10 protein-coding genes, 1 tRNA gene, 1 pseudogene and 2 riboswitches are annotated in these 12,269 nt (G+C 67.7%); of the genes and pseudogenes, 5 read left to right on the forward strand and 7 right to left on the reverse strand.

Going from position 1 to position 12,269, the window contains the following annotated elements; all coding sequences use genetic code 11:
- Positions 1-93 precede the first annotated feature (93 nt).
- The 3 genes from gcvH to AC3FOF_RS12985 form a co-directional block, all read right to left on the reverse strand.
- Entirely contained in the window at positions 94-474 is a 381-nt protein-coding gene (gene gcvH / locus AC3FOF_RS12975) for a glycine cleavage system protein GcvH (protein WP_006157271.1), read from the reverse strand.
- Positions 475-574: 100 nt separating this feature from the next.
- Positions 575-1,702: a glycine cleavage system aminomethyltransferase GcvT gene (gene gcvT / locus AC3FOF_RS12980; RefSeq protein ID WP_488726828.1), complete on the reverse strand. Its 1,128-nt coding sequence runs from the start codon at positions 1,700-1,702 to the stop codon at positions 575-577.
- Between the two features lie 98 nt (positions 1,703-1,800).
- Positions 1,801-1,944, reverse strand: a riboswitch (glycine riboswitch).
- A 21-nt stretch (positions 1,945-1,965) separates the two neighbouring features.
- Positions 1,966-2,053, reverse strand: a riboswitch (glycine riboswitch).
- A gap of 88 nt (positions 2,054-2,141) precedes the next feature.
- Positions 2,142-2,372, reverse strand: a complete 231-nt coding sequence (locus tag AC3FOF_RS12985; RefSeq protein ID WP_017229872.1) for a YMGG-like glycine zipper-containing protein — start codon at positions 2,370-2,372, stop codon at positions 2,142-2,144.
- Between the two features lie 228 nt (positions 2,373-2,600).
- Between AC3FOF_RS12985 and AC3FOF_RS12990 the strand changes: the two genes are divergently transcribed.
- Positions 2,601-4,691, forward strand: coding sequence for a UvrD-helicase domain-containing protein (locus AC3FOF_RS12990; protein ID WP_017229873.1), 2,091 nt, complete (start codon positions 2,601-2,603; stop codon positions 4,689-4,691).
- 283 nt (positions 4,692-4,974) lie between these two features.
- Here the strand turns inward: AC3FOF_RS12990 and AC3FOF_RS12995 are convergent, their stop codons facing one another.
- Together AC3FOF_RS12995 and AC3FOF_RS13000 are read right to left on the reverse strand one after the other, a co-directional pair.
- Complete coding sequence (locus AC3FOF_RS12995) at positions 4,975-5,742, reverse strand: peptidase associated/transthyretin-like domain-containing protein (protein WP_488726829.1); 768 nt, start codon at positions 5,740-5,742, stop codon at positions 4,975-4,977.
- Positions 5,732-6,388 (reverse strand): hypothetical protein, encoded by a 657-nt coding sequence (locus AC3FOF_RS13000; protein ID WP_488726830.1) that lies wholly within the window; start codon positions 6,386-6,388, stop codon positions 5,732-5,734. The genes AC3FOF_RS12995 and AC3FOF_RS13000 overlap by 11 nt, the downstream gene beginning before the upstream one ends.
- Before the next feature lie 392 nt (positions 6,389-6,780).
- Here AC3FOF_RS13000 and AC3FOF_RS13005 point away from each other — a divergent pair, with 392 nt between their 5' ends.
- The 3 genes from AC3FOF_RS13005 (at position 6,781) to hemN (ending at position 10,434) form a co-directional block, all read left to right on the forward strand.
- Positions 6,781-7,533 carry a response regulator gene (locus AC3FOF_RS13005; RefSeq protein ID WP_276266255.1) on the forward strand — a complete coding sequence of 251 codons (753 nt, stop codon included), beginning with the start codon at positions 6,781-6,783 and terminating at the stop codon, positions 7,531-7,533.
- The gene (locus AC3FOF_RS13010) at positions 7,505-8,674 is read left to right on the forward strand and encodes an ATP-binding protein (RefSeq protein ID WP_488726831.1); all 1,170 of its coding nucleotides are present in this window, start codon (positions 7,505-7,507) and stop codon (positions 8,672-8,674) included. Before AC3FOF_RS13005 ends, AC3FOF_RS13010 begins: the two co-directional genes overlap by 29 nt.
- Before the next feature lie 317 nt (positions 8,675-8,991).
- The gene (gene hemN / locus AC3FOF_RS13015) at positions 8,992-10,434 is read left to right on the forward strand and encodes an oxygen-independent coproporphyrinogen III oxidase (RefSeq protein ID WP_276266271.1); all 1,443 of its coding nucleotides are present in this window, start codon (positions 8,992-8,994) and stop codon (positions 10,432-10,434) included.
- A gap of 154 nt (positions 10,435-10,588) precedes the next feature.
- On the opposite strand, the gene AC3FOF_RS13020 is transcribed toward hemN, so the two are convergent.
- The gene (locus AC3FOF_RS13020; protein ID WP_276266257.1) at positions 10,589-11,443 is read right to left on the reverse strand and encodes a c-type cytochrome; all 855 of its coding nucleotides are present in this window, start codon (positions 11,441-11,443) and stop codon (positions 10,589-10,591) included.
- 398 nt (positions 11,444-11,841) lie between these two features.
- On the opposite strand from AC3FOF_RS13020, the gene AC3FOF_RS13025 reads away from it, so the two are divergent.
- A tRNA-Arg gene (locus AC3FOF_RS13025) sits at positions 11,842-11,917 on the forward strand.
- Positions 11,918-11,965: 48 nt separating this feature from the next.
- Here AC3FOF_RS13025 and AC3FOF_RS13030 read toward each other — a convergent pair.
- A pseudogene (locus AC3FOF_RS13030) lies at positions 11,966-12,136 on the reverse strand (tyrosine-type recombinase/integrase); the annotation flags it as partial.
- Positions 12,137-12,269: the final 133 nt, after the last annotated feature.

Below are 12,269 nucleotides of genomic sequence, written 5' to 3' on the forward strand. Positions count from 1 at the left end.
ATCTCGTGGGAGCGGTGCGGCGGGTGGTCGGCCCGGCCGCGTCGCGGCAATCTTTATCCGTCACTCCCGTGGCGCGGGAATGACGATCTGGCATCAGGCGCCGACGTTGGCCTTGTAGGCGTCGGCCGACATCAGGCCGTTCACGTCGTCGCTGTTGGCCGGCTTGAGCTTGAACAGCCAGGCGTCGAAGGCATCGGCATTGACGCTTTCGGGGGCTGCGGCGGCGGCATCGTTGATGGCGATCACTTCGCCAGCCACCGGGGCGTAGATGTCGGACGCGGCCTTGACCGATTCCACCACGGCCAGCGCGTCGCCGGCACCGACCGACTTGCCCACTTCCGGCAGTTCCAGGAAGACGATGTCGCCCAGCGCGTCCTGCGCGTGGTCGGTGATGCCGATGGTCAGGGTGCCGTCGGCTTCGACGCGCACCCACTCATGGGACTCGGTGTATTTCAGGTCGGCGGGGAAATTCATGGGATTCTCCAGATTCAATTTGTTATTCAGCGCCTGCCGGAGGGTGTCGATGGTCGACGGGGAAACCGCCGGCAGGCGCGCTGTGACCGGGTGCGAGCGTTCAGCTCACGAGTGCCTTGCCATTGCGCACAAACGGCAGTTTAACCACAGTCGCGGCGAGTTTGCGGTCGCGGATCTCGACCTGCACCTCGGCGCCGATGGCCACATCGCGCGGCAGGCGGGCAAAAGCGATGGATTGGGACAGCGACGGGCTGAAGGTGCCGCTGGTGATCTCGCCGTCGCCGGCGGGGGTGATGACCTTCTGATGGGCGCGCAGCACGCCGCCTTTATCGCGCAGGATCAGGCCGACGAACTGCTGGGTCTGGCCCGCGGCGACCAGCGCCGCCTTGCCGGTGAAATCGCGTTCGCTTTGCAGGTCCACGGTCCAGGCCAGGCCGGCGTTGAGCGGCGAAGTGTGGATGTCCATGTCCTGCCCGTACAGGTTCATGCCGGCTTCCAGGCGCAGCGTGTCGCGCGCGCCCAGGCCGGCCGGCGCCACGCCGGCGGCGATCAGCTTTTCCCACAGGCCAGCGACGTTCGCGGCGGGCACCACCAGTTCGAAGCCGTCTTCGCCGGTGTAACCGGTGCGCGCGACCATGACTTCGCCCAGGGCGGGGTCCTGCACCACCACGGCGTTGAACGGCTTCAGGGCTTCGCTGGGCTGCGTGGAGGGAAAGGCGCTCCAGACCTTGGCGCGGGCGTTGGGGCCCTGCACGGCGACGATGGCCAGCGGCGCGACGCCGTCGGGGGCGTTGTCGCCGCGGCGCGGGGTGATTTTCACGCCGCTGTTGGTGGCGGCGTTGCGGGCCGCGATCCATTCGATATCGTTGTTCGCGGTGCCGGCGTTGACCACCAGGCGGAACCGGTCTTCGGCGAAGAAGTAGACGATCAGGTCGTCGATGGCGCCGCCCTTTTCGTCGAGCATGCAGGAGTACAACGCCTTGCCCGGCGTTTGCAGCTTGTCCACATTGTTGGCCAGCAGGCCGCGCAGGAAGGCACGCACGTGCACGCCATCGAGATCGACCACGCACATGTGGGAGACATCGAACATGCCGGCATCGCCGCGCACGGCCTTGTGTTCCTCGATCTGGGAGCCGTAGTTGACCGGCATGTCCCAGCCGCCGAAATCGACCATGCGGGCGCCGAGGGCGCGGTGGATAGCATTGAGGGGCGTGGCCTGGAGCGTCATGGAATCCTCGGGGGAAGGCAAATCTCGGTTCGAAAACGAAAAAAGGGCCATCCGCCACAGGATTCGACGCGCATGGCGCTGCCAAATCCGCTGCGGCGGATGACCCCTCTGTCCTCGATACCTGAGAGATTACAAGGCGGGTCCGGTTGGGCCCGGGCCTTGCGCGCCCCTTCGGTGGGCACGCTCACCATCTATTCGACCATGTCGAAAAATGGCGGGTGCCGCTCTCCAGAGTACGGCGTGCATCGTGTGCCTGTTGCAAGCCGATCCAACCAGTCCATGGTGCCTGAGAGTTTTCGGGTGATACCCCTTCGGCGGCGCAGGATTCGCGCGCTCTCCCGGTCGGATGCGCGCAATTTACGGGAGCGCCCCGGCTTTGTCAACGCGGTCCGCGCCGACCCCGGCGCCATGGGAACGGCGCAAGGGCAGGGCGGCTCGCCTACCTCCTGCGAGGGTTGTCGGTCGTGACGTTACCGATCACGCCGCCAACCGCGGCGCCGCCGAGCGTGCCCAGCGCGTCACCGCCGGTCAGCACCGCACCGCCGACCGCGCCCACGCCGGCACCGATCGCGGTGTTACGTTGCTTGGGACTCATGTCGGCACAGCCGGCCATGCTCGCTACCGCGATACCGATCAAGGCCACCTTGCCCAGGGATTGCAGGGTCTTCATGATTCGCTCCAATGTATCGTGACATGCATCCGGCACGCAGCGCACACGTGCGGACATGAAAATTAGACGGTGCCGGCATGCCCATGGCTCCGGACCTTACGAAGTGTTACTTCCTCCCTGCCGGGCCACTTTCATTGCCGCGGAGGCGCCTCGGCCGCGTGTTAGCATCCACCCTCCGCCCAGCCAGCGCGCGCCTCCGCGTTGCACATCCGTCACTTCCCGCCACGTATGACCCACGGACTCAATCCTGCCCAATCCGAAGCCGTTCGCTATCTCGACGGCCCCTGCCTGGTGCTGGCCGGCGCCGGTTCGGGCAAGACGCGGGTGATCACGCAGAAAATCGCCCACCTGATCGAGGACAAAGGCTTCCAGCCCAGGCACATCGCCGCGGTGACCTTTACCAACAAGGCCGCCAAGGAGATGCAGGAGCGCATCGCCAAGCTGATGGAGGGCAAGACCACGCGCGAGGGCAAGCGCATCCCCATCAAGCAGATCACCGTCAGCACCTTCCACTCGCTGGGCGTGCAGATCCTGCGGGCCGAGGCAGAGCACGTGGGCCTGAAGCCGCGCTTTTCCATCATGGATTCGGACGATTGCTTCGGTCTGGTGCAGGAGCAGCTCGCCACCACCGACAAGAAGCTGATCCGCAATGTGCAGAGCACCATCTCCCTGTGGAAGAACGGCATGGTCGATCCGGAGACCGCCATCGCCGAGGCCGCCAACGCCGACGATCACCAGGCGGCGCTGATCTACCGCAACTACGTGGCCACGCTGCATGCCTACCAGGCGGTGGATTTCGACGACCTGATCCGCCTGCCGGCCGAGCTGTTCGCTCGCAACGAGGAGGTGCGCCTGCGCTGGCAGAACCGGCTGCGCTACTTCCTCGTGGACGAGTACCAGGACACCAACGCCTGCCAGTACCAGTTGCTCAAGCAACTCGCCGGCGGCTCGCACCTGCGCGCGCCGGCCTTCACCGCGGTGGGCGACGACGACCAGGCCATCTACGGCTGGCGTGGCGCCACGCTGGACAACCTGCGTCTGCTGCAGACCGATTTCCCCGACCTGAAGGTGGTCAAGCTGGAGCAGAACTACCGCTCCACCGTGCGCATCCTGGAGGCGGCCAACGCGGTCATCTCCAACAATCCCAAGCTGTTCGACAAGAAGCTGTGGAGCGAGCACGGCATGGGAGATGCCATCGCCATCAACCCGATGAACGATGAGGAGCACGAGGCGGAATCCGTGGTGTTCCGGCTTTCCGCCCACAAGTTCGAGCGGCGCGCGCAGTTCCGCGACTACGCCATCCTGTATCGCGGCAACCACCAGGCGCGGCTGTTCGAGCAGATCCTGCGCCGCGAGCGCATTCCCTATGTGCTGTCGGGCGGGCAGAGTTTCTTCGACAAGGCCGAGATCAAGGACATCTGCGCCTACCTGCGCCTGATCGCCAACCCGGACGACGATCCTGCCTTTATCCGCGCCATCACCACGCCGAAACGTGGCGTGGGCAACGCCACGCTGGAAGTGCTGGGCACCTTCGCCGGCCAGGCCAAGGTGTCGCTGTTCGAGGCGGCCATGATGGGCGGCATCGAGGGCAAGCTGCAGCCGCGCCAACTGGAGCCGCTGCGGGTGTTTTGCGAGGCCATGGTGCGCCTGGCCGGCCGCGCGGCCAGCGATCCCGCCACCGAAGTGCTCGACGACCTGATGGAAGGCATCCACTACGAGGCCTACCTCTACGACACCTTTGACGAGCGCCAGGCCCAGTCGCGCTGGACCAACACGCTGGAATTCCTCGACTGGCTCAAGCGCAAGGGCACCAAGCCGGAAGCCACCGGCGAAGGCGAGGAGGCCACCGGCTTCGACACCGCCGATGGCTTTGGCGACGAAGGCAAGAACCTGCTCGAGCTGACCCAGACGGTTGCGCTGATGAGCATGCTCGAAGGCCGCGAGGAAGACCCGGACGCGGTGCGCCTGTCGACGCTGCATGCCTCCAAGGGGCTGGAATATCCGCACGTGTTCCTGGTCGGCGTGGAGGAGGGCATCCTGCCCCATTGCCGCGAAGACGAGGACATGACCGACGAAAAGATCGAGGAAGAGCGCCGGCTGATGTACGTGGGCATCACCCGCGCCCAGCGCAGCCTGCACATCAGCTGGTGCAAGAAGCGCAAGCGCGCCCGCGATACCTATTCCTGCGAGCCCTCACGCTTTATCGGCGAGATGAAGCTGGAGGAAGCCCCCGCGCCGGTGGACGAAACCCCGGCCATGAGCCCGAAGGACCGGCTCGCCGGGCTCAAGGCGCTGCTCGGCAAGCCCGCGGCTTCGTAAGCCGGCCATGCCCCGCGCCGGCACGGCGTACAAAGTCGATACATCGTCATACAAGGAAGACAAGACCCCGGCATGCGGCACGCATAACATCACCGATGCCCGGCTCGTTTCTTGAGCGGGCGCCGCGCCGATTCGTCCCTTCGTCTCGGCGTGGCCGGGCAGCATGCCCGACTTCTTCCCTGTTCAGCGCCTCCGCACTTCAGTGTCCGGGGGCGTTTTTTTGGCGCTGCCGCCGGGCCGCGTGACCGGGAAAGCGGCGGCGGATGCCAAAGCCGGATCCAGGTCAGGCGCGCACGATTCCCACCGTGAACTCGCCTTCCAGCGTGCCCAAGGCATCCTGCATCCGCCGTACCCGCACCAGGCCCGGGTGCGTGCCCGCAATCGGGTCCTGGCTGTTCACGAACGGCGAGGCGCCGCGCGCGCGGTAGGCGGGATGGCCGAGATGCACTTCGCGGTTCAGCGTCTCGTCGAAGAACAGCTGGCTGGTCAGCACCTCCCTCTGGCCCAGATGGATCTTGAGATGGATATGCACCGCGCGTGGCGCGTACCAGCCGGGATAGATCGTCACGAATCGGGCGCTGCCATCGGCCCCGGTGGGCTGCACGCCCCGCAGGAAGCGCGCGGCGCTGGTGGGCGCGGCATGCATGCCGCCTTCGCCGTGGGCGCCGCCGGGCGGCGGCGGCATGCTGGCCAGGTCATAGCCGCTATAGCTGCCGCCGGCATCGCAATGCCAGATGCTTGCCTGCGCGCCTTCTACCGGCGCGCAGCCGCGGCCGGTATCCAGCACGATCAGCCGCAGCCGTAGCAACTGGCCCGGGCGGCCATCCCGGATATCGCTGCGCACCAGCGCCTGGTCGATATAGAAGGGCCCCTCGGTCAGGGCAGGAGTCAGCAGGCAGGCCGCCGGCGCGGGCTGCGCGGCAGGCAGTGGCTGGGCCGCGGGATTGCCGGCCCATCCCGCCACACCGGCGCCGAGCACGCCACCGAGAAAGCGGCGGCGCCCGGCGCTGGCGGCCTCGTCGCCGGGGTGAACGTGGTCTTTACTGCGCATCGCGTTTTCCTTGCCAGCGCGGGGCCGCAGCGCCGGGTACGTCGTCAGGGCCAGGCGCGGCAAAGGCGCAAGGCATTGGCCCCGGTCCGGGCCTCCTGCCGGTCATGGGCCCGGGCCCGTCTGCCATTGCACCGTGAAAGAGGCCGGGGGGCATCGGCCCGAACGGGCCCGCGGGCGCCAATCCCAGCCAGCGGGCGCCTTCCGGCATGGCGCGCAGGTGTTTGCGCTGGCCGGGATCCAGACTTTCGTCAAAGGCAATCCAGCGGTCGCGCACGGCGCGGCGATCCTTGTCGAGGGCATCGTGCAGGCGGTCTTCGCGCTCCGCGCGGGCGCGCAGCGACGACGCCGGCGCATCTGCCGCATCCGGGTCGCCGCCCTCGCGGATCAGGCGTGCACGCAGTTCCAGCGCATGGGCATGCGCTTCGCGCGCGGCGGCGCGGGCGGCTTGCCACAGGGCGGTCTGGGCCGGCGTCAGTGCCAGCGTGTCGCGCAGCGACACTGGCACCGGCGGCTGGGCCGGCCCGGCCAGTGCCGGCGCGCCGGTCTGCAGCGCGTGCGCGGGCAGCGCCATGGCGCCGGCGGCGCAGAGTACGCCGAGAGAAACGAGGGTGCGCAGGCGGGGCAGCAAGGCTTGTGGCTGGGTCATAGGAGTCTCCATGGACGTCATGCGGGAGCGTTCCCCGGGCTTGCTGGCGCCATGCCGGCCCATGAAGCATAGTGGGCAATGGCAAGGCAAAGCGGCGACCGGATCGCCGGTATCCGGCGCAAGCGCGCCAAAGCAGCGGGTTAGCGACATGCCATCTTAGAAAAGCGCGCCCCGGCATGCTTGAGCGCTTGGTCAGCGAGCCGAAGCAATGCCGTACAAAGCGGTTGGCGGGCGCCGGCGCTTCGTATCAGGATGGATACAAAGACGCCACACCGGGCCCATCAGCCAGGCGTGCAAGGCTGGTAGAGTGAATCCTGGCGGCAGCCAGCCGCAAGACCTGCCAACCTGGCCAACCTGCCGCCGCAAACCGTTGTAAAGCCTCCCGAATCCCGATGGACCTATCTCCCGCTTCGCCCCTGCACCTGCTGATCGTCGACGACGACCCGCAGATCCGCTCCATGCTGGCCGAATACCTCGCCACCTTCGGCATCGAGGCCGACGGCGCGGAGGGCGGCGCCGCCATGCGCGCCGCCATGGCCGTGCGCGACTACGACCTGGTGGTGCTCGATCTCTCGCTGCCCGGCGAAAACGGCCTGGCGCTGTGCCGGGAAATCCGCGAGCGCGGTGACCTGCCAGTCATCATGCTGACCGCGCGCACCGAACTGGCCGACCGCGTGGTCGGGCTGGAGGTCGGCGCGGACGACTACGTCACCAAGCCCTTCGAGATGCGCGAACTGGTGGCGCGCATCCATACCGTGCTGCGCCGCAGCCGGGCCGCCGGTGCCAATGGCGGCAATGGCGGCGCCAGGCGCCCCCCCGCGGTCGGCGGCCACGAGTTGCGCTTCGGCAACTGGCGGCTGAACACCACGCTGCGCCAGCTAGTGGACGGCGAAGAGACCGTGGTGCCCTTGTCCAATGCCGAGTTTCGCTTGCTGCTGGCCTTTATCGAGCATCCCAACCGCGTGCTCGACCGCGAACTCCTGATCAACCAGGCGCGCGGCCGCGATCTCGACGTGTTCGACCGCAGCATCGACCTGCTGGTCTCGCGCCTGCGCCAGAAGCTGCGCGACGACCCGCGCGACCCGACGCTGATCCGCACCGTCCGAGGCGAAGGCTATGTCTTCACCGGCACCGTCGAAGGCTGAGCGCGCGGGCTGGCTGGCCCGCCATGACTCGATGTTCGTGCGCCTGTTCCTGGTGATGGCGGCCATCATGCTGGCCGTGCATGTGCTCGGCGTCACGGTGATCGAGAGCCTGTTCCCCCGTCCGGGATCGGGCGGGTTCCATTTCGTGCCTGGCAACGAACCGCCACCACCACCGCCGCCAGGCGAGTCCGTCCGGCCCGGCGCGCCGGGAGGCCCCCTGCCGCAGGGCGGGGCGTACCCGGGTAACGGGAACGCCGCCATGCCACGGCCGCCGCACCGCTCGCGCGTATTCGGCCCACCGCGCCTTGGCCTGCTGTTCCAGCTCGCCGCCATCATCGCCGCCTCCTGGGTGGGGGCGCGCCTGCTGGCCAGGCCAGTCCAGCGCCTTGCCAGCAGCGCGGGCCGGCTGGCCCAGGATGTGCATGCGCCGCCGCTGGACGAGGAGGGCGGCCCGGCCGAGGCGCGCGCCGCGGCCGAGGCCTTCAATCGCATGCAGCAGCGCATCCGCACGCAGCTGGCGCAGCAGTCGCGCTTCCTGGCCGCGGTATCGCACGACCTGCGCACGCCGCTCACGCGCATGAGCCTGCGCATCGAAGGTATCGACGACAGTCAGGTGCGCTATCGCCTGCGCCAGGACCTGGCGGAGATGAACGGCTTGATCGACGCGACCCTGTATTACCTGCGCGAGCGCGATGGCGCCGCCGTGCCGCGCCAGCGGGTGGATGTGGAGGCGCTGCTGCAGGCGGTGGTGGACGATGCCACCGAGATCGGCCAGGACGTTCGCCTGTCCGGTCACGCCGAGCCCTTGCTGGCCTATCCGGCCGAGCTGCGCCGCGCCGTGGTCAACCTGGTCGAGAACGCGCATCGCTACGGCGGCAGCGCCCGCATCGAGCTGACCGACAGCCCCGAGCGCGTCGTGATCGATGTCTGCGACAGCGGTCCAGGCATCCCGGAGGAAGAAATGTCGCGTGTGCTGGAACCGTTCTACCGGCTCGAATCCTCGCGCAACCGCAGCACCGGCGGGGTCGGCATGGGCCTGGCGATTGCCGCCGATATCGTTGCGCGCCATGGGGGCGAACTCACGCTGGCAAACCGGCCGGAGGGCGGCCTGCGGGTACGGCTGGTGCTGCCGCGCGGCTGAATGGCCGGGCGCCGCGCATGCAATCTGCCGGGATGTGTCCGGCCACAGCTTGACCCCGGTCAACGCGTGCGGGGACGGGGACCTCTACGATGGATCATCGAATCCACCACGAAGGCCGCCCCATGGCTGCGACTGCCCCCGCCACCGCTTGCGCTACGCCCACCACGCTTGCCAATGTCCCCGACCCCGTTGCCGGCCAGCCACGCAGCTGCTCCGGCAATTGCGGCGAAACCTGCACTCGCAGGCAGGCAGGCTCCACCGGCGCGCTGCCGCCTGACCAGCATGCCTTGTCGGATTTCCGGGCACTGGCCGGCCGCATGGACATCAACGGCCCGCGCTACACCTCCTACCCGACGGCGGACCGCTTCCACGCCGGTTTTGGCGAGGCGGACTACCTCCAGGCGCTGGCCGATTGCGCTGCTGCGCCCGTCCCGGATTCCGGCCGGCTGGCCCCGTTGTCGCTCTATGTGCACGTGCCCTTCTGCGAGAACATCTGCTACTACTGCGGCTGCAACAAGATCATCACCAAGGATCACCGCCGCAGCGCGCGCTACGTGGATTACCTCGCGCGCGAAATGGCGCTGGTGGCGCGGCAGCTCGGCACGCGCCGCGAGGTGATGCAGTCGCACTGGGGCGGCGGTACGCCGACCTTTCTCGATCCCGCCGAGATGCGCAGCGTGATGGACGCGCTGCACCGGCATTTCGACCTGCTGCCCGACGGCGAGCACTCCATCGAGATCGACCCTCGCCGGATCGGCGACGCGCAGATGGCGTTGCTGGCCGAACTGGGCTTCAACCGTATCAGCCTGGGTGTGCAGGACTTCGACGCCGAAGTGCAGCGCGCGATCCACCGCGTACAGTCGCTGGCGGAAACGCAGGCCGTGGTCGACGCCGCCCGCAGGCTGGGTTTCCACTCGGTCAGCATGGATCTGATCTACGGCCTGCCGCACCAGACCACGGCGCGCTTTGCCGCCACCGTGGAACAGGTGCTGGCAATGCGTCCCGACCGGCTTTCGGTGTACAGCTACGCACACCTGCCGCACGTGTTCAAGCCGCAGCGCCGCATCGACGAAAGCGCGCTGCCCGCGCCGGCCGAAAAGCTCGACATCCTGGTCGGCACCATCGGACAACTCACCGCAGCAGGCTACGTCTATATCGGCATGGACCATTTCGCACGGCCGGACGATGCGCTCGCCGTGGCCCAGCGCGAGGGCCGGCTGCAGCGCAATTTCCAGGGCTATTCCACCCATGCCGGCTACGACCAGCTCGGCTTCGGCGTCTCATCGATCGGCGCCGTGGCAGGCCGCTACGTGCAGAATGCCCGCACGCTCGACGACTATTACGGCGCCCTCGACCAGGGTACGCTGCCGGTGATGCGTGGCTTCGCCATGCGAGGCGAGGATCACTTGCGCCGCGAGGTCATCGGTGCGCTGATGTGCAACGGCGTACTCGACGTGGCAGCGGTCGAAGCCCGCCACGGCATCGATTTCGCAGCGCACTTCGCTGACGAACTCGTCGAACTGTCGCGGCTGGCCGGGGAGGGCCTGGTGCGCTGCGAGCCCGGCCGCATCGCGGTGACGCCGCTCGGGAGATTGCTGGTACGCCGCCTGGCCATGGTGTTCGACAGCTACTTGCGCGAAGATGCCCGGCGGGCCGCAGCCGGCGGTCATGCCGTGGCTGCCGGAACGGGCCGGGGTGGCCAGGGCGCTGACACGGGTACGCCCGAGGCGGTACCGCTACGCTACTCGCGCGTGGTGTGAGGGCCTGAAAGCAACGCCCGGGCGTCCCGCCATACCGGATACGCTTCCCGGCGCCCGATAGCGGCGCCCACAAGAAAAAGCCCGCGGTATGCCGCGGGCTTTTTTTCGGGCCTTGCCGCGGCTTGCGCCACGGTGGCCAGGAATGACCGGCTGATTACTTCGAAGCGTTGGCCATGTAGTCGACTGCGGCCATCACGTCGGCGTCCGGGCCGGCGTAGCCACCCTTCGGCGGCATCACGCCCTTGCCCTTCAGCGCGAAGGCGTGCACTGCGTCCATGCCTTCCTTCAGGCGCGGAGCCCAGGCAGTCTTGTCGCCGAACTTCGGCGCACCGGCAACGCCGGCGGCGTGGCAGGCGGCACAGACCTGTTCGTAGACCTTCTTGCCCACTTCGGCGGAAGCCGGCGCGGCCGCGGCTGCGGCCGCCGGGGCGGCGGTTGCTTCAGCGGCGGCGGGAGCGCCTGCGGCCGAGGCGGCGGCACCCGTAGCGGCAGCAGCCGGCGCGGCGGGTTCGGGGAACTTGGCACCGCCCGCATCGGCCATGAAGACCACGGCGCGGCCGAGTTCGTAGTCGGTGTAGTCGTCGGCGGTGGTGCCGGCGCGGGCCTGCATGGCGCCCTTGCCGTGCAGCACGGAGTTCAGCAGGCCGTCGAAGCCCTGGCCGATACGCGCAGCCCAGTCACCGGCATTGCTGTACTTGGGCGCGCCGGCGGCGCCGGTGGCGTGGCAGGCAGCGCAGACTTCCTTGTAAACCTGTTCGCCCGTCTTGAAGACACGCGGTGCGTTGGGGTCCTTCAGTTCGAGCGAGGCAACCGGCTTGATGCGGTCGTTGACGGCTTCCACGGTGGCCGTGGCGCCGGCGCCTTCCTTGGAGCCGTGTCCGACAAAGTTGACCAGCAGGATGATCACGATGATCGGCACCAGGAAGGCGGCAATCACCACAGCGATCAGCTGCTTGGGGGTCTTGATGGGAGACTCGTGTTCGTCTTGTGCGTTATGGACGTCGCTCATACTCAACTCTCAATTTTGCAGGAAACCTGTGGCCGCTCGCGCTCGGCTGCTTGTGTGGCCGCATGCCCAGTGGCCAATCCCCCCGGCCAGTTGCGTGCATCGGACTGTTATTCGGTGCCAACCGTCCCCAACCATCCCCAACAGGGCCAGCTGCGCAGGGTGCGCCACTACCATCCACCCGCCTCATGTGGACGCTGCGCAGCCCCGTTTTTGCACAAATAACTCGCGATTATAGCCCCAAAGCCCTACAGCATGGAGGCAAAAGCGGCTTGAAAGAGACGTCGATACACGACCCTGATCAAGGTCAACATGGACGTCCGGCGCTAAACACGGTATCCTATGCGACTTTCCAGCAGCGGCACTCGCGCGCTGCCAGCGAAGTACCCGTCATACCCTGTGCGCCCGTAGCTCAATGGATAGAGTACTGCCCTCCGAAGGCAGGGGTTGCTGGTTCGATCCCAGCCGGGCGCACCAAGTCCTACAACGGTTTGCGGCGATTCGCCCGCTTCCTGCCCACTGCACCTAAATTGCACCTAACTTCAGTGCCGGCGCCACCCACTGCGCCAGGTGGTCGGCCGACAGGTGGGCGTAACGTTGCACAATTTTCATCGTCTCCCAGCCCCCCAGCTCCTTGATCACCTGCAGGGGCGTCCCCCGCTGCACATGCCGGCTCGCCCAGGTGTGGCGCAGATCCCGGCCTGGACAGCAAAGTCCCGCTGGCGCCTGGTGTCGTGCCTGGCTACAGCAAGCGGGAAGCACGTCGACGGCGCAACGGATAGCGGAGACTGTCGAGGATGGGGTGGTGTTTCACCACCCCACGGCAGTG

It is taken from the genome of Cupriavidus sp. 96C5-1 (genome assembly GCF_057798855.1).